This is a genomic window from Bordetella genomosp. 13, assembly GCF_007679965.1.
Lineage (GTDB): Bacteria > Pseudomonadota > Gammaproteobacteria > Burkholderiales > Burkholderiaceae_B > Bordetella.
Genome location: NZ_VEHL01000003.1, coordinates 244,825 through 262,216, shown reverse-complemented (window position 1 = coordinate 262,216; position 17,392 = coordinate 244,825). Strand labels below are relative to the sequence as shown.

Below are 17,392 nucleotides of genomic sequence, written 5' to 3'. Positions count from 1 at the left end.
TGCAGCGGTGGGTCACGGCATCAACCCGGCATGGCCGCCATGGTCTGCGCCACGGCCGCGGTCAGCTTCTTGCCGTAGGGCACGTGCAGGAACTCGTTCGGGCCGTGCGCGTTCGAACGCGGGCCCAGCACGCCGCACACCATGAACTGCGCTTTCGGAAAACCCTTCTGCAGCAGGCTCATCAGCGGGATGGTGCCGCCCTGCCCGATGTAGCCGCACGGCGCGCCGTAGTATTGCTGCGAGGCGCGGTCCAGCGCGCTGGACAGCCACTGCGCCGAGGTCGGCGCGTTCCAGCCCGTGGCGGCGCCTTCGTTGGCATGGAAGATGACCTTGGCGTTGTACGGCGCATCGTCTTCCAGCAGGGTCTTGATCTCTTGCGCGGCGGCCACGGCGTCGATCAGCGGCGGCAGGCGCAGCGACAGCTTGAAGGCGGTGCGCGGGCGCAGCACGTTGCCGGCCGACGACAGCGGCGGCAGGCCTTCGGCGCCCGTCACCGACAGCGTGGGACGCCAGGTGCGGTTCAGCAGCGCCTGCTCGGGCTCGGTGGTCATGGGCAGCACGAAGCCGCCGTCGGCGCCGCAGCTCCAGGGAAAACGGCGCCACACCTCGTCGCCCAGGATCTTCGCGGTGGCGTGCACCTGCTCGATGCGGTCGGCGGGAATCTCGCAGTGCAGGCTTTGCGGCAGCAGGCGGCCGGTGGAGCTGTCTTCCAGGCGGTCCAGCAGGTGGCGCAGGATGCGGAACGACGACGGCACCACGCCGCTGGAGTCGCCCGAGTGCACGCCCTCGTCCAGCACCTGCACTTCCAGCGTGCCCGACACCATGCCGCGCAGCGACGTGGTCATCCACAGCTGGTCGTAGTTGCCCGCGCCCGAGTCCAGGCAAACCACCAGCGCCACGTTGCCCAGGCGGTCGCGCAGCGCGTCGATGTAGGGCAGCAGGTCGTAGCTGCCGGATTCCTCACAGGTCTCGATGATGCCCACGCAGCGCGGGCGCGGCACGCCCTGCTTGTCCAGCGCCATGATGGCCGTCAGCGAGGCATACACCGCGTAGCCGTCGTCGGCGCCGCCTCGGCCGTACAGCTTGCCGTCCTCGTACTTGGGCGTCCAGGGGCCCAGGTCGTGGCGCCAGCCCGAGAACTCGGGCTGCTTGTCCAGGTGGCCGTACAGCAGCACGGTGTCGCCGTTGTCGGCACGGGTGGCCGGCGCATCGAAGAAGATGACCGGCGTGCGGCCCGGCAGCCGGATGATCTCCAGCGTCAGGCCATGCACCTTCTGCGATTCCACCCACTGGGCGGCGTCGCGCACCACGCGGTCGATGTAGGCGTTCTTTTCCCAGTCGGCGTCGAAGGCCGGGCTCTTGGCGGGAATGGCGATGTAGTCGGTCAGCGCGGGGATGATGCGGCTGTCCCACATGTCGTCGACGAAGGCCTGCAACGTCTGCGGGTTCAGGGGCGGCAGGGCTTCTTCGGGGATTCGGGCGTTCATGGCGGCTCCGGCGTGCATAGGCGGAAACCCCCGATTTTATTCCCAAGCCGGCCGTGCGCGTTAATAACGGCGCGCCAGCAGGCACAGGCATTCGTACATCAGCGTAGCGCCCAGCAATGCCGTATTGCCGCTGGGATCGTAGGGCGGCGCCACCTCGACCACGTCCGCGCCCCGGAAATCCATGCCTTCCAGGCCGCGCAGCAGGCTCAGGGCCTCCCGCGTGGACAGTCCGCCCACCTCCGGCGTGCCGGTACCCGGCGCATACACCGGGTCCAGCCCGTCCACGTCCACCGACAGATAGGCCGGCCCCTCCCCCACCACCCGCCACGCCTCGCGCACCACCTCGGCCACGCCCAGGGCGTCGAACTCCTCGATGAACACCACGCGCATGCCGGTTTCCAGCGAATAGCGCCATCCCTCGTCGGAGTTCTGCGCGCCGCGGATGCCGATCTGTATGGTGCGCTTCGGGTCGAGCAGGCCGGCCTCGACGGCCCGGCGAAACGGCGATCCGTGGTTGAACTTGGATCCCAGGAACTCGTCCCAGGTATCGGTATGGGCGTCGATGTGCACCATGCCCAGCGGCTGACGCGGCGCCATCGCCTGGAAGATCGGGAACGTGATGGAATGGTCCCCGCCCGCCACCAGCGTGCGCTTGCCCGCCGCATAGATCGGCTCGAAGAAGCGGCGGATGTCGGCGTGCGCACGCTCCAGGTGATAGACGTCGGTGAACGGCACGTCGCCCACGTCGCCGACGCGGCAGGCCTCGAAGGGGTTGAAGCGCGTCACGTGATGGATCGCGCGCGTCATCGACGACATGTTGCGGATCTCGCGCGGGCCATGGCGCGCGCCGCTGCGTGCGGTGACGCCGCCATCGAAGGGCACGCCCGCGATGGCGATGTCGATTTCGTCCAGGCTGTGCGCCATCGGCACGCGCATGAACGTGGGAATGCCACTGTAGCGCGGCAGCTTCTGCATGGAAGTATCGGTAGCCATGAGTCGTCCCGCGCGTGGCCGGCGCCGGCCACGCGCCTAGAAGGTCGCCGGCGTGTTCACCCACAGCACGCGCGTGGGCTCGAGGCCCGGATTGCGATAGCTGTGCGGCACGTCGCTGGAGAAATAGAAGGAATCGCCGGCCGCCAGCCGGTACACCTCGTCGCCCAGGCGCAGTTCGAACTCGCCTTCGATGACGTACCCCATTTCCTCGCCCGCATGCGCGATCTTCTCCAGGCTTTCGGCCTTGGGTTCGAGCACGTGGATGTCGGCCTGCAGCAACTGGCCGCGCGTGGGCACGATGACGCGTTCGAGCTTGACGCCGCTCTTGCGCCGCCCCCGGCCGGTGAAGGAAATGACCGGCCGCTGGCCGCCCCGCGTGACGGGCGACGCCGGCAGCGCCTGCGCCACCGTCAGCTCGGCCACGTTGGTGTCCAGTGCGCGCGCCAGCCGGTGCAGGGTCGCCAGCGAAGGCATCGCCTGCCCGCGCTCGACGCGCGACAGCAGGCTCTCCGAGCACTCGGCGGCCTGGGCCAGCGCCTTCAGCGTCAGGCCATGCACCATGCGGGCGTGGCGCAGGCGGGGGCCCAGCGCGATCATGCCGGCGTTGTCGTCGGAGGGAGTGACCGGATCGGTGTGCTTCTTTGCCATGGGTTCGAGGCGTTGGCGGCGGCGGGCCGGCGCTTATGCGCCCGCCATGACCATGAAATGGACCTCGACGGGGCGGTTGTCATTGATCGGCACGATGTCCTGGGGGCAGGCGGACATCACCACCACGCAATCCATGTCGGCGCGCAGGTCCACGTGGTCGCCCGCCTTGGACACCGGAGGCAGCCAGTCTACGCCACCCTCGGCGCCGACGGGGATGTTCATCCAGAGGTTCAACGGCTGCGGCACTTCGCGCGCGCGCAGGCCGATGGCCTTCAGCGCCAGCCGCATGTTGTCCGCGCAGTTGTCGTGATAGTGCTCCACGCCCAGGTTCTGGTAGCGATAGGCGTCGCAGGCCGCCATCAACGTGTCGTGCACGCCGGGCGAGGTGTCCTCCAGCAGCGTCATGATCGGCCGGCGGCGGTTGGTGGCCAGCGGGTCTCCCGCCTTGGGAATGATGCGGTCGATGACCGCGCGGGCGTGCTCCATCGACATGAATTCGTTCAGGTCGTCGGCCTTGAAGGCCCAGGTGTCGCAGACCTGGCTGCCGTGCGTGTTGATGATGCGGATCACCTGGCCCTTGGCCAGCCGCACCGCCCGGCCGTGGCGCGCGGGCACTTCGTAGACCTTGCCCAGTTCGGGCAGGCCGTCCTTCGAGATCGGCTCGCGCCAGGTGCCGTTCTGGCCTACGGGATCGCCGTTGTCGGCCGCGGGGGTGATGGCTTGCATGGAAGGCTCCTTGGTCATTGGGGGCAGTGCATGGAAATCGGGAGATCAGGGCGCGACGGCCGGCTCGGCCAGCCGCGCCAGGCACCAGGCCAGCGCGCGGGTGCACGCGGCCAGGTCGTCGATGGGGGTGTCTTCGCCGGGGTGGTGGCTGACGCCCGCGATGCTGGGCGCGAACAGCATCGCCGTCGGGCAGAAGCCCGCCATGGGCATCGCGTCGTGAAAGGCGCCGGATGGCATGGCGCGGTGGCGCAGCGCCAGCGCCGCGCAGGCCTCGCGCGTCAGGGCCGTCAGGCCGGCGTCGAAGCGCACGGTGGGCTGGTTTTGCAGGACGTCGATGCGCCCGCCCGCCGGCAGCGCGCGCGCCAGCAAGGCCTGGACCGTGTCCAGCACGCCGGCCTCGGGATGGCGCATGTCGACGGTGAACACCACGCGGTCCGCCACCGTGTTGATCGAGCCCGGCGCGCACTCCCAGCGGCCGATAGTCAGCCGCAGGCGCTCGTCGCCGCAGGTCCGCGCATGGTCCAGCAGCGCATGCGCCAGATGCACGGCTTTCGCCTGCGCGTCGTCGCGCGCGGCCAGCGGCGTCGTTCCCGCATGCGCGCTGCGGCCCGTGATCGTCACCCTGAACCATCGCACGCCCTGGATGGCGTCGACGCAGCCCACCTGCAGGCCTTCGGCCTCGAGCACCGGTCCCTGTTCGATGTGCGCCTCCAGGTAGGCATGGACGGGGCGGCCCAGTTCCACGTCCATCCAGGCCCAGCCATGCTCGCGCGCCGCGGCGCGCAGGTCCGCCACGGCGGCCTCGCAGGCATCGCCGAACCGCAGGCCGCCGCCATCCTTCACATCCAGGAATCCGTCCAGGCGATGCGGCGCGGCATACGAATGCGAGCCCATCAGGCCCGGCGCGTAGCGCGAACCCTCTTCATTGGTCCACATCACGACGTCGATCGGACGGCGCGTGCGCAGGCCGCAGGCGTCCAGGGCGTCGAACACCTCCAGGCCGGCCACCACGCCGAACGCGCCGTCCAGCCAGCCGCCCAGCGGCTGGGTGTCGATATGGCTGCCCGTCATGACCGGCGTCAGCCCGGGCTCGGCGCCGTCGCGACGCAGATGCACGTTGCCGGCCACGTCGACGCCCACGCCGTAGCCCGGGCGCGCCGCGAAATCCGCCACCAGCCACCGGCGCGCCGCCAGTTCCTCTGCGGTCAATGCCTGCCGCGCGACCCCGCCGGAGGCCACGCCACCGAACCCGGCCAGCCCGCGCTGGCGGCGCTCCAGGCGCTCGGCATCGACGGCCCGCGCCACGCGGGCGGGCAAGTCCTGGCCGCCCCCCTGCACCACGATGCCTTCCTCGTGAATGGACGCGTTCATGCGTGCTCCCGTACCGGCGCCTCGGCGCCTTGCAGACTGCGCCGTATCCACGGCTGAAGGAAGGATTGCAGCCGCGGATGCTCCGGACGCCGGATCAAGTCCGCGGACCCAGTCACCACGACCCTGCCCTTTTCCATGAAGACGATGCGGTCGGACACCTCGGCCGCGAAACTCATCTCGTGGGTGACCATCACCATGGTCATGCCGTCCCGCGACAGCGACTTGATCACCTCCAGCACCTCGTCGACCAGCTCAGGGTCCAGGGCCGACGTGGGCTCGTCCAGCAGCATCACCTCGGGATGCACCGCCAGCGCGCGGGCGATGCCCACCCGTTGCTGCTGTCCGCCGCTCAACTCGCCGGGCAGGGCATGCTCCTTGGCCTGCATGCCCACGCGCGCCAGCGCCTGGCGGGCCACGTCGCGCGCGCGGTCGGGCCGCATGCCCTTGGCCAGGGTCAGCGGCGCCGTCACGTTGGCCAGCACGCTCATGTGCGGCCACAGGTTGAACTGCTGGAACACCATGGCCAGGGGCGCGCGCACCTCGGCGATGCCCCGGTCGCTCTCGGGCGCCAGCGTGCCGCCGGCGGTCTTGCGGTAGCCCAGCAGGGCGCCGCGGATCCAGACCTCGCCTACGTCGTACGCCTCGAGGAAGTTCATGCAGCGCAGCAGCGTGGTCTTGCCGGAGCCCGATGGCCCGATCAAGGAGACCACCTCGCCCTGGCGGATGTCCAGGTCGATGTCCGACAGCACGCGGTGCCCGTCGAAGGACTTTCCCACGCCGCGCAGCGAGATCATGGGCACGGCGGATTCGGCAGCGTTATGCATCGATGTCCTCATTCAAAGCGCGGCGCGCCGACGCAGATGGCGGCCCAGGCGGTTGATCAGCACGGCCAGCACCCAGTAGCTCAGGGCCAGCATCAGATAGGGTTCGACGTACACGAACTGCTCCGCGACCACCTTGCCGGCGGTCATGGTCAGTTCGGGATAGGTGATGACCGAGGCCAGCGCCGATTCCTTCATGACCAGAATGGTCTGGTTGGCGATCAGCGGCAGGCTCGCACGCAGGGCCTGCGGGCAGCAGATGTGCACGAACACCTGGCGGCGGGTCAGGCCCATGCACCGGGCCGCCTCGATCTGGCCGCGCGGAATCGCCTGCCAGCAGGCGCGGAAGATCTCGGCGAAATAGGCGCCGCTGTAGACGGCCAGCGTGACGGCGGCCGCGTGGAAGGGGTCGAGCCGGATGCCCATGTTGGGCAATCCGAAATACACGATGAACAGATGCACCAGGAAAGGCACGCCGCGCCAGATGCCGGTATAGGCCCAGTAGAGCCAGGACAGCGGGCGCCAGCCGGTCTCGCGCGCGGCGTTCATCAGGAAACCCAGCGCCAACCCGCCCGCCACGCCGGCCGCCACCAGCGCCGCGGTGCGCAGCGCCGCCAGGCCGAACACGGGCAGCAGTTGTCCCAGCAACGTGAAGTCGATCATGTGCGTATCGCCCTGCGGTTGATCACGCGGGCGCTGATCCTGCCGCCCATGCCCATGCGGCGCGCGATCAGGGTGCCCGCCAGGAATACGGCGCCCGTCATCAGCAGGTACATGCCGCCTACCGCCAGGTAGACCTCGAGCGGACGGAAATTCGCCGCGACGATCTGCCGTCCGCCACGGGCCAGGTCGGCCACCGCGATGACCGAGACGATGGCGGAATTCTTGATCACGTCGATGGCCTCCGACACCACCGCGGGCCAGACGGCGCGTGCCACCTGCGGCAACTGCACGTAGCGGAAGACCTGGCGCGGCGAGATGCCGAAGGACAGGGCCGCCTCGACCTGCCCCGCCGGCACCGCCGACAGCCCGGCCCGCAGGATCTCGCACTGGAAGGCCGCCGAGTTCGCCGCCATGGCGATCATGGCGGCCAGCAGCGGCGGCAGGTCCAGGCCCATCGCCGCCGGCAGGTAGAACATCATCAGCAGCTGCACCAGCATCGGCGTGCCGCGGAAGAAGCTGACGTACGCCGCCACCAGCGCGGGCAGCGGGCCGCGCCCGCCGCGCACCAGGGACAGGCCCAGCAGCAGCGCGCCCAGCCCGAAGCCGGCGGCGATGGCCACGGCCGACACCAGCAGGGTGTAGGCCGCGCCATCCAGCAGCACGGGCAGGTAGGCGTACAGGCGTTCGGGCAAGGTGGCTGCGTTCATGCTGCGGTCCCGAGGATCAAAGCTCGGGCTCGGGCACCGAACCCGTCGGCACGTCCATGGTGAACCCGAACCACTTCATCTGCAGTTCCTTCATCTTGCCGGTCTGCTGGGCGCGCGCGATACCGTCGCTGAACAGCTTCACCAGCGAGGCGCTGTCGGCGTCCTTGCGGCCCACCCATCCAAAATAGGTCTTGGGACCGATGGGCTGGTCGATGACCGCATAGACGTCGCCACGCGTCTTCACCAGCGTGGACAGGTTGGCCAGTGATTGCGCCACCGCGTCCAGCCGTCCGGCGCCCAGGTCCGCATAGGCTTCGTCGAAGCTGACGTACTCGCGGACCGTGACCGCCGGCTTGCCCTGCGCCTGCAGCTTGGCCGCGTAGTCCTGCAAGGCCTTCAGCTGGGCGGAGCCCGCCTGCGAGCCCACGGTCTTGCCGGCAATGCCCGCGGGATCCGTCAGCGCGGCATTGTCCTTGCGCTTGACCAGGGCGGTCGTGGCGTCCGCGATGGGCACCGTGAAGGCGAACTTGGCCGCGCGGTCGCGCGTCATGGTGACCGAGGTGATGACGAAGTCGAAGCGCTTGGCCGCCAGGCCGGGCAGGATGCCCTGGAACGGCAGGTCCAGCTGCTTGACGCGCACCCCGGGCAGATCCTGCAGCACGTAATTCATGAGGTCGGGGCCATAGCCCACGATCTTGCCGTCCTGCAGGTACTCGAACGGCGCGAATTGCGCTTCGGTGCCGATGACGATTTCCTTTTTGGCCTTGATGGTATCCAGCTGGTCGGCATGCGCCGCCCCGGCCGCCAGCAAGGCGAAGACTCCCGCTACAACGTGACGTAACAGCATCGCAATTCCCCTGGGCCTCGAGTCGTACACGCACGGGCAACATGCCCGCCGCGTAAGTTCCATGCATCTCATGCAAGTCACTTGCATAAGACTCAAGCAAATTGCGTGCCAGGAGGCTTCCCCGGGGAATGCGGGACGAACGGCGGCCGCACCGGCACGACGATGGTGCGATTTCCGGTGCACGCGCACGCTTGCGTGCACGCCCGGCGTGCCGAAAGCGCGGCATGCGGACCTGGGCCTGTCACGCCAGTGGCCTATGATTCGAACCCGTCCACGCAGCGTCCCCGTCCCGCCATGCTCCTCTTGCTCCGCTCGTATCCGTCCGTGCTGGCCATGCTGTGCGCATGCACCATTGCCTGGTTTCCCGGCTCCGCGCGGGCGCAGCCGGCGGACGCGCATGTAATGGGCACGCTGCGCTTCATCGGCGAACAGCGCATCGCCCACAAGCTGGCGTACCAGGGCACCACGGTGGGCGGGCTGTCCGGCATCGACTACGATCCGCGCAGCGGCAACTGGGTGATGATCAGCGACGACCGTTCCGATTTCGGGCCGGCGCGCTGGTATACGGCGGCGCTGCGCTACGACGCGCAGGGCTTCACCAGCGTCGGGCTGACCGGCGTGACCCCGCTGCTGCGCGACGACGGCACGCCCTACCCCAGCCGGCTGCTGGGCGGCCGCGTACCCGACGCGGAATCGATACGCGTCGATCCGCGAGACGGCAGCATCTGGTACGCCAGCGAAGGCGACCGCCTGCTGGCCCTGGATCCGGTGGTGCGGCACGTCTCGCGCGACGGCCGCCTGCTGGCGGAACTGCCCACGTCCCCCATGTTCCAGACGCACGTGTTCGGCAGCAAGGGCGCGCGCAACAACCTGTCCTTCGAGGGCCTGGCGTTCGCCCCCGACGGGCAGTCGCTATGGGTCGGCATGGAAGGCCCGATCCACGAAGACGGCGAGCCGCCGACGCCCCAGGCCGGGGCGCTGGCGCGCTTCACGCAATACGACCGCACGGGCAAGGCGCTGCGGCAGGTGGCCTACCCGGTCGATCCGATCCCGGCCCAGCCCGGGCGCGGCAAGTATGCGGACAACGGCGTGTCCGAGATCCTGGCGCTGGACGACACGCGCCTGCTGGTGCTGGAACGCTCCGGCGTGCAGGCTGCCGACGGCAAGTTCGCCAACTACATCCGCCTCTACGAAGCCGATGTCTCGCAGGCCACCGACGTGGCGGCCTTGGCGTCGCTGACCGACGCGAACGTCCAACCCGCCGCCAAGCGGCTGGTGCTGGACCTGAACACGCTGGGCCTGCCCCGGCTGGACAACATCGAAGGCATCGCGTGGGGGCCGAAGCTGTCGAACGGCCATGACAGCCTGGTGCTGGTGTCCGACGACAATTTCAACGCGGAGCAGGTCACGCTGCTGCTGGCGTTCGAACTGCTGCCCGCGCCGTGAGGCACTGAGACGTAGGATCGGTCTGGTTGTTGGCGAACAGGGACGGATTTGCGGCATCTACGTATAGCCTGTCGTTGGGGATGAAGGCACCATGAAGGTTCTTCCGCAGGCCCTGCGCACAACGCGGACGCCTGCATCCCCTCCCCTTCATTCACGAGATCCGCATGACAGCAATGGCCATCAAATTCGATACGCTCGACGTCGTGGAACGCCTGGAGCGCGGCGGCTTCTCCCGCGAACAAGCGAGGGTACAGGCGACGGTGCTGGCCGCCGTGGTCAACGCCGACACGCTCGATGCCGCCACCCGATCCGACCTGACCGCCGCCGAAGACAAGCTCGATACCCGCATCACGCATGTCGAACATCGCCTGGAGACGCGCATGGATGTCGGCGAACGAAGGCTGGACGCCCGCCTCACGTCCATCGAACACAAGCTCGAGCAGTTCCAGCGCACCAGCGAAGGCCAGTACAACCTGTTGCGCTGGATGCTGGGCTTCGTGCTGGCCGGCACCAGCGGGCTGCTGTACAGGATCTTCCTGCGCGCGGTGGGCCGTTGACCGACGCCTTCCGCCGCCGCGGCCGAACCGGGATTTCCGCGCCGGAAAGAACAGGCCCCGAAGAAGACCAGCCCAGAAAAGAACAGGCCCCGAGGCCGGATGAACATCCAACCTTCGGGGCCTGATTACCTCGAGCCACCAGCGTGGCTCGCGCTTAGCGCAGCCACACCCGCGCGTTGCGGAACATGCGCATCCACGGGCTGAACTGGCCGCCCGTATCGGCTTCGCCCCAGGTCTGCGGCGCCCACGACATCATGGCGTTGCGCGTCACGCGTTCGGCGTGCGGCATCATCACGGTGAAGCGTCCGTCGGCGGTCGTCACGCTGGTCAGGCCGCCCGGACTGCCGTTGGGGTTGAAGGGGTAGGTCTCGGTGGCCGCGCCGCGGTTGTCCACGAAACGGGCCGCCGCCAGCACCTGCGCGGCATCGCCCTGCTGGGCGAAGTTGGCATAGCCTTCGCCGTGCGCCACCGCCACCGGAATGCGCGAACCGGCCATGCCCGCGAACAGGATCGACGGCGACTCCACCACTTCGATCATCGACAGGCGCGCCTCGTACTTGGCCGACTGGTTGTGGGTGAAGCGCGGCCAGTGCTGCGCGCCCGGAATCATCGGGGCCAGCGCGGCCATCATCTGGCAGCCGTTGCACACGCCCAGCGCGAAGGTGTCGGGACGCGCGAAGTACGCGGCGAACTGGTCGTACAGGCGGCTGTTGAAGCGGATGGTGCGCGCCCAGCCTTCGCCCGCGCCCAGCACGTCGCCGTAGCTGAAGCCACCCACGGCCACCAGGCCGTGCATGCCCGTCAGGTCGATGCGGCCCGACAGCAGGTCGGTCATGTGCACGTCGATGGCGTCGAAGCCCGCGGTGTCGAAGGCCCAGGCCGTTTCGACCTGGCTGTTGCAGCCCTGCTCTCGCAGGATCGCCACCTTGGGACGACGGCCGGTGCTGATGAACGGCGCGGCCACGTCTTCCTGCGGATCGTAGGCCACACGGGGCGAGAAACCGGGATCGGCGGCATCGTTCCACACGTCCAGCTCGGCCTGGGCGCAGGCCGGGTTGTCGCGGCGCGCCATGATGCGGTGGCTGACTTCGCTCCAGGCGCGGCCGAGTTCGGCGCGCGGCGCGCTCCAGACCTTGCGGCCGTCGCGGAAGAACTCGACCTCGTCGGCGTCGTTCAGGCCGCCGATGACGTGCGAATGGGCCGACAGCCCGGCGCCGCGCAGCACCTGCATGACGGCGTCGCGCTGCGAGGCCGGCACCTGGATGACGGCGCCCGCCTCTTCCGAGAACAGCGCCTTCAAAGTCAGTTCGTCGCGCTGCACGGCCACCTGCTCGGGACGGATCTTGTAGTCGCCCCAGTCGGCCGAGTTGGGATCGATGGTCAGCATGTCCAGGTTGACCGAGATGCCGGTGTGGCCTGCGAAGGCCATTTCGGTCAGCGTGGAGAACAGGCCGCCGTCGGAACGGTCGTGGTAGGCCAGCACGATGCCGGCTTCGGCCAGCGTGCGGATGGTGATGAAGAACGTGCGCAGGTCTTGCGGGTGATCGATGTCCGGCACCTGCTCGCCGATCTGTCCGTACGTCTGCGCCAGGATGGAGCCGCCCATGCGGTGGCGGCCGCGGCCCAGGTCGATCAGGATCAGCACGGTGTCGCCGGCGTCGGTGCGCAGCTGCGGCGTCAGGCTGGCGCGCACGTCGGCCACGGGCGCGAAGGCCGTGATGATGAGCGACACCGGCGCCACCACCTGGCGCGATTCGCCGTCTTCCTGCCACGAGGTCTTCATGGACAGCGAATCCTTGCCCACCGGGATGGACAGGCCCACGGCCTGGCACAGCTCGCTGACGGCCGACACGGTGTCGTACAGCGCCGCGTCCTGGCCCGGCACGCCGCAGGCGGCCATCCAGTTGGCGGACAGCTTGATGTCCTCGATGCGCTGCACGTCGGCCGACGCCAGATTGGTCAGCGCCTCGGCCACGGCCATGCGGCCCGAGGCCGGCGCGTCGATCATGGCCAGCGGCGTGCGCTCGCCCATGGACATGGCTTCGCCGCGGAAGCCTTCGTAGTCGGCCAGCGTGACGGCGCAGTCGGCCACCGGCACCTGCCATGGGCCGACCATCTGGTCGCGGCTGGACAGCCCGCCCACGGTGCGGTCGCCGATGGTGATGAGGAAGGTCTTGTTGGCCACGGTGGGGTGGCGCAGCACGCGGTAGGCGGCTTCGGTCAGGTCGATGCCGGCCAGGTCGATCGGGCCGCTGACGCCCGGCAGGCGCTGCACGTCGCGCGTCATGCGCGGCGGCTTGCCCAGGATGACGTCGATGGGCACGTCCACCGGACGCACCTCGCCGTCGGCTTGCGGACGGCCGGCGTCCAGGCCGGGCAGGCCTTCGCCGTCGACCACGCGCAGTTGGCGTTCTTCGGTGGCCACACCCACCACCGCGTACGGACAGCGTTCGCGGCGGGCGATGGCGTCGAAGCGTTCCAGGTCCTGCGGCAGCACCGACAGCACGTAGCGCTCTTGCGACTCGTTGCTCCAGATCTCGGCGGGCGACAGGCCCGATTCCTCGACCGGCACGCGCTTCAGGTCGAAGATGGCGCCGCGGCCGGCGTCATTGACCAGTTCGGGGAAGGCATTGGACAGGCCGCCCGCGCCCACGTCGTGGATGGCCAGGATGGGGTTGGCCGCGCCCTGCTGCCAGCAGCGGTCGATGACTTCCTGCACGCGGCGTTCGAGCTCGGGATTGCCGCGCTGCACGGAGTCGAAATCCAGGTCGGCGGAGTTGCTGCCCACGCCCATGCTGGACGCGGCGCTGCCACCCATGCCGATGCGCAGGCCCGGGCCGCCCAGCTGCACCAGCAGCGCGCCCGGCGGGATGACTTCCTTTTTCGTCAGGCCGGCGTCGATGCTGCCCAGGCCGCCCGCGATCATGATGGGCTTGTGGTAGCCCCAGCGCGTGCCGCCGGCGGTCTGCTCGAAGCTGCGGAAGTAGCCCAGCAGGTTGGGACGGCCGAACTCGTTGTTGAACGCGGCGCCGCCGATGGGGCCCTCGATCATGATGGACAACGGGCTGGCGATGCGGTCGGGCAGGCCGTGGTGGTCGGCCTCCCAGGGTTGCAGCGCGTCGTCGAAACGCAGGTGCGACACCGTGAAGCCCGTGAGGCCCGCCTTGGGCTTGGAGCCGCGGCCGGTGGCGCCTTCGTCGCGAATCTCGCCGCCCGCGCCCGTGGCCGCGCCAGGAAACGGCGCGATGGCGGTCGGGTGGTTGTGCGTCTCGACCTTCATCAGCGTGTGCATGGTGGCGGCGCGGCGGCGATAGGCCGCCGCCTGCACGCCCTGCCCGCCGTCGGCCGGCACGCCGGCCTCGAAGCGCTGCGCGTCGCCGCCTTCCATGACGGCGGCGTTGTCGGAATAGGCGATGACGGTGCCCTGCGGCTGCGCCTTGTGCGTGGCGCGGATCATGCCGAACAGGGTCTCGGACTGCGGCTGGCCGTCGATGACCCACTGGGCATTGAAGATCTTGTGGCGGCAGTGCTCGCTGTTGGCCTGCGCGAACATCATCAGCTCGACGTCGGTCGGGTCGCGCTTGAGCGCGCCGAAGGACTCGGCCAGGTAATCGATCTCGTCCTCGGACAGCGCCAGGCCCAGGGCCGTGTTGGCCTCGACCAGCGCGCCGCGGCCCTGCGCGCCGACGGGCACGGTGCTCATGGGCTTGCCGGCCAGCGGCGTGAACAGCGCCTGGCCGTCGAAGCCGGCGTCGACCACGGTTTCGGTCATGCGGTCGTGCAGGCAGGCGGCGGCGCGCGCCAGCACGTCGGCGTCGAAGGACTTGGCGCCCAGCAGGCCGCGCTCGGGGGTCAGCACGTAGCGGATGCCGCGCTCGATGCGGTACACGGCGTCCAGGCCGCAATTGTGGGCGATGTCGGTGGCCTTGCTGGCCCAGGGCGACACGGTGCCGGGACGGGGAATGACCAGCAGTTCGAGCTGGCCCTTCGCGGCGGCGCGGTCGGGTTCGGGGGTGCCGTAGTCCAGCAGTTCGTCCAGGCGGCGCTGCGCGTCGGCGTCCAGCGCGGCGTCCAGGCTGATGAAGTGCTCGTACCGGGCCGAGACGTCGGCCACCGGCAGGCCGGCGGCCTTCAACTGGGCCAGCAGACGCTCGCGGCGAAAGGCGGACAGGACGGAAGAACCGGGCAGATGCTGGACGAGTGACACGATGGAGGCAACCGGGGCTGAAAGATAAAGCGGGATTTTACCTTTTCGTGGCACCGGGGGCCCGCATCCTGCGCGCGGGCGCCCAGCTATGCCGGGATCGGCTTGAAGAAGTGCTGTTTCTGCATCACGTGGCGCGCGATGCGCACCACCGTGTCCAGCCGGGCGGGCTCCACGGCCGCCGGACGGGCGGCGTAGATGCGCAGGGGCTTGAACGCTTCGCGCTGCCGGTAGCGGACGACGCTGCCCAGCCGGACTTCCTCCGCCAGGACGCACACCGGGAGCACGCTCATCCCCACGCCCCGCGCCACCAGGCGCGCCAGCGCCGCGGTGCTGTTGCAGGTGCTGAAGTTCGGCAGCGGGATGCGGTCCGTGGCGCACCATTTCGTCACGACGTCGTGCAGCGGCGACGGCGGCGGGGTGCTCAGGATCTTGAGCCCGCTCAGGTCGCGCGGCCGCAGCACTTCGGAAAGCGGGCGCCTCGCGCTTCCGAGCCAGGCGATTTCCGCCATGGCCAGGGGTTCGAGCGAGACGTGCTTGTCGGAATCGGGCCGTGTCACGAACGCGATGTCCAGCTTGTTGCGGGCCACCTGGTCGCACAGCAGGAAGCTGTTGGCGATCGAGAGTTCGACCCGCAGGTTGGGAAATGTGTCCTCCAGCAGCGCGATGATCTCGGGCAGGCAGGTGATGGATATCGTCTCCGACGACCCGAGCCTGAGCGAGCCGTGCAGTGGGTCGCCGGTGCGCAGCCGCGTTCCCAGCTCGTCGAGCAGCCCGAGCGCCTGCTCTGCATATCTGACGGCCACGAGCCCTTCCGGCGTCGGCTCCGCGCTGCGCCCCTGGCGGACTAGAAGGCTTGCGTCCAGCACGGCTTCCAGCTCCTTGATCCGCAGCGAAATGGACGGCTGCGTCACGTTCAACTGATCGGCCGCCTTGCTGAAGCTTCCGGTGCGGACCACGGCCAGCAGGGCTTGCAGTTGGAGTAGCGTAGGACTTTTCATTGGAAATTCTTATAGATTTTGCGGCCTGGAACTCATTGGATGCGGATTTTCTTTATTGATAGCATGGCTCACGCAGCTCGTCACCCGTGATTCACCCCACATCCAAGGAGACAACCATGAGCAAGGCCAAGCGCCTGCGCGAATTGATCAACGCCCCCGGCATCCTTCCCCTGCCCTCGTGCTTCGACGGCTTCAGCGCCCGCATCATCGAACACAGCGGCTACGAGGCCGCGTTCATCACCGGCAGCGGCGTCAGCGAGTCCCGTCTGGGCATGGTCGACGTCGGCATCATGGGACTGGAGGAGAACGTCGCCGGTTGCCGCAGCATGTCGGCCTGCACCGACCTGATCCTGCTTGCCGATGGGGACACGGGCTATGGCAACGCCGTGAATGCGTACTACACGACACAGGCCTTCGAGCGGGCGGGAGCCGCCGGCCTGATGCTGGAAGACCAGGTCTGGCCCAAGCGGTGCGGCCACATGAAGGGCAAGGAAGTGATCCCCATGGACGAGATGGTCGAGAAGATCCGCGCCGCGGCCGAGGCGCGCCGCGACCCGGACTTCGTGATCAAGTCGCGCACGGACACGCTGGCCACGCATGGCGTCGACGAAGTCATCAAGCGGCTGACCGCGTATTCGGAAGCCGGGGCGGACCTGCTGTTCGCCGATGCGCTGCTGACCGCCGACCAGATCGCCACGGTCGTGAAGAACGTGCCGGGCCCGCTGTGCGTGAACATGGGTTTCGGCATCCGCCAGCGCTCGACCACGCCGCTGATGTCCGCGCGGCAACTGGAAGACCTGGGCGTGGCCGCCGTCATCTATCCGCGCATGCTGACGGCCTGCGCGCTGATGGGCATGAAAAAAGGGCTGCAGCACCTGAAGGAATCGCTGGAGACAGGCCAGGTGGTCGACCGTCCGGACGCGCTGGTGTCGTTCGAGGAACTGAACGAGATCATGGGGATGGCGGAGATATCGCGGCTCGAACAGCAATACCTGACGCCGGCCCAGAAAGCCGCCAAGTACCGGGACGACGCCATCGCACCGGTCGCGGTCGGAGGGCACGGCCATGGCCACTGAGGACCACGGCGGGCAGCGCCTGCCGCCGGGCGCGGTGGATTGCCACGCGCACGTGATGCTCAGGGACGCGGCCCTGGTCGCCGAGCGCCACTCCGCCCCGGCCTTCGACTTCACGCTCGAAGACTACCTCGGGCTGCTCGACCGGCACGGCGTGACCTCGGCACTGCTCACCGCGCCGAGTTTCTACGGTCCGGACAACACGCTGCTGTTGCAGGCGCTCGATGCCGCCGGGGGCCGCCTGCGCGGCACGGTCATCGTCGATCCCGCCGTCATCACGCGGCAGGCGCTGGCGGCCATGCGGGACCGCGGGGCATGCGGCGTGCGCCTGAACTGGATCCGGCGCGACGCGTTGCCCGACAGCGGGTCGGACGACTACCTCAAGCTGTTCGCGACCCTGCGCGACCTGGACATGCACGTCGAAGTATTTTTGGAAGGCGAGCTGCTGGAAAGGGTGGTGCCGAACATCCAGCGCGCCGGCCCGAAGATCGTCATCGACCATTTCGGCCATCCTGATCCGGCAACGGGCGTGCGCAGCGCCGGCTTCCAGTACCTGCTCGGGCTGGTCGCCCAGGGCAATACCTGGGTCAAGCTGTCGGCGCCCTATCGCCAGGGTGTCGACGATGTCCAGCCTTACGTCGATGCCCTGCTGCGCGCGGGCGGTCCGCAGCGGCTGGTCTGGGCGACCGATTGTCCGTGGGTGAAGTTCGAGAAGGAGATCACGTATCGGCAATGCATCGACTGGATGTTCCAGTGGGTGCCCGACGAACGCGCGCGCAACCAGATTCTGGTCGACACGCCGCGCGCGTTGTTCGGCTTCGATCGATGAGAGGGCAGCATCGGCGCGC

General features: G+C 68.9%; 15 protein-coding genes. 4 read left to right on the top strand and 11 right to left on the bottom strand.

All coding sequences use genetic code 11. From position 1 onward, the window contains the following. Positions 1-20: 20 nt before the first annotated feature. The 9 genes from FS845_RS09890 to FS845_RS09850 are packed head-to-tail and all read right to left on the bottom strand — an operon-like array spanning position 21 to position 8,263. Positions 21-1,487 (bottom strand): M20 family metallopeptidase, encoded by a 1,467-nt coding sequence (locus FS845_RS09890; protein ID WP_144633709.1) that lies wholly within the window; start codon positions 1,485-1,487, stop codon positions 21-23. 60 nt (positions 1,488-1,547) lie between these two features. Continuing rightward, complete coding sequence (gene speB / locus FS845_RS09885) at positions 1,548-2,480, bottom strand: agmatinase (RefSeq protein ID WP_144633706.1); 933 nt, start codon at positions 2,478-2,480, stop codon at positions 1,548-1,550. Positions 2,481-2,516: 36 nt separating this feature from the next. Then, positions 2,517-3,128, bottom strand: coding sequence for a cupin domain-containing protein (locus FS845_RS09880; RefSeq protein WP_186332221.1), 612 nt, complete (start codon positions 3,126-3,128; stop codon positions 2,517-2,519). A gap of 33 nt (positions 3,129-3,161) precedes the next feature. Continuing rightward, a complete protein-coding gene (locus tag FS845_RS09875; RefSeq protein WP_144633704.1) occupies positions 3,162-3,854 on the bottom strand; it encodes a DUF1989 domain-containing protein in 693 nt (230 codons plus the stop codon). A gap of 45 nt (positions 3,855-3,899) precedes the next feature. Next, a complete protein-coding gene (locus tag FS845_RS09870; protein ID WP_144633702.1) occupies positions 3,900-5,225 on the bottom strand; it encodes a M20 family metallo-hydrolase in 1,326 nt (441 codons plus the stop codon). Then, entirely contained in the window at positions 5,222-6,049 is an 828-nt protein-coding gene (locus FS845_RS09865; RefSeq protein ID WP_144633700.1) for an amino acid ABC transporter ATP-binding protein, read from the bottom strand. Before FS845_RS09865 ends, FS845_RS09870 begins: the two co-directional genes overlap by 4 nt. A 12-nt stretch (positions 6,050-6,061) precedes the next feature. Beyond that, complete coding sequence (locus FS845_RS09860; RefSeq protein WP_144633697.1) at positions 6,062-6,709, bottom strand: amino acid ABC transporter permease; 648 nt, start codon at positions 6,707-6,709, stop codon at positions 6,062-6,064. Then, positions 6,706-7,416, bottom strand: a complete 711-nt coding sequence (locus FS845_RS09855) for an amino acid ABC transporter permease (protein ID WP_144633695.1) — start codon at positions 7,414-7,416, stop codon at positions 6,706-6,708. Before FS845_RS09855 ends, FS845_RS09860 begins: the two co-directional genes overlap by 4 nt. Before the next feature lie 16 nt (positions 7,417-7,432). Then, a complete protein-coding gene (locus tag FS845_RS09850; RefSeq protein WP_144633693.1) occupies positions 7,433-8,263 on the bottom strand; it encodes a transporter substrate-binding domain-containing protein in 831 nt (276 codons plus the stop codon). 294 nt (positions 8,264-8,557) lie between these two features. Here FS845_RS09850 and FS845_RS09845 point away from each other — a divergent pair, with 294 nt between their 5' ends. Both FS845_RS09845 and FS845_RS09840 read left to right on the top strand, forming a co-directional pair. Beyond that, positions 8,558-9,709: an esterase-like activity of phytase family protein gene (locus FS845_RS09845; protein ID WP_144633691.1), complete on the top strand. Its 1,152-nt coding sequence runs from the start codon at positions 8,558-8,560 to the stop codon at positions 9,707-9,709. A gap of 164 nt (positions 9,710-9,873) precedes the next feature. After that, positions 9,874-10,266 (top strand): hypothetical protein, encoded by a 393-nt coding sequence (locus FS845_RS09840; RefSeq protein WP_144633688.1) that lies wholly within the window; start codon positions 9,874-9,876, stop codon positions 10,264-10,266. Positions 10,267-10,420: 154 nt separating this feature from the next. On the opposite strand, the gene purL is transcribed toward FS845_RS09840, so the two are convergent. Beyond that, positions 10,421-14,473: a phosphoribosylformylglycinamidine synthase gene (purL, locus tag FS845_RS09835; RefSeq protein ID WP_144633685.1), complete on the bottom strand. Its 4,053-nt coding sequence runs from the start codon at positions 14,471-14,473 to the stop codon at positions 10,421-10,423. A gap of 86 nt (positions 14,474-14,559) precedes the next feature. Beyond that, positions 14,560-15,471: a LysR family transcriptional regulator gene (locus FS845_RS09830; protein WP_144633682.1), complete on the bottom strand. Its 912-nt coding sequence runs from the start codon at positions 15,469-15,471 to the stop codon at positions 14,560-14,562. A gap of 116 nt (positions 15,472-15,587) precedes the next feature. On the opposite strand from FS845_RS09830, the gene FS845_RS09825 reads away from it, so the two are divergent. Together FS845_RS09825 and FS845_RS09820 are read left to right on the top strand one after the other, a co-directional pair. Then, positions 15,588-16,547, top strand: coding sequence for an oxaloacetate decarboxylase (locus tag FS845_RS09825; protein WP_144633679.1), 960 nt, complete (start codon positions 15,588-15,590; stop codon positions 16,545-16,547). Beyond that, complete coding sequence (locus FS845_RS09820) at positions 16,537-17,373, top strand: amidohydrolase family protein (RefSeq protein WP_144633676.1); 837 nt, start codon at positions 16,537-16,539, stop codon at positions 17,371-17,373. The genes FS845_RS09825 and FS845_RS09820 overlap by 11 nt, the downstream gene beginning before the upstream one ends. Positions 17,374-17,392 lie beyond the last annotated feature (19 nt).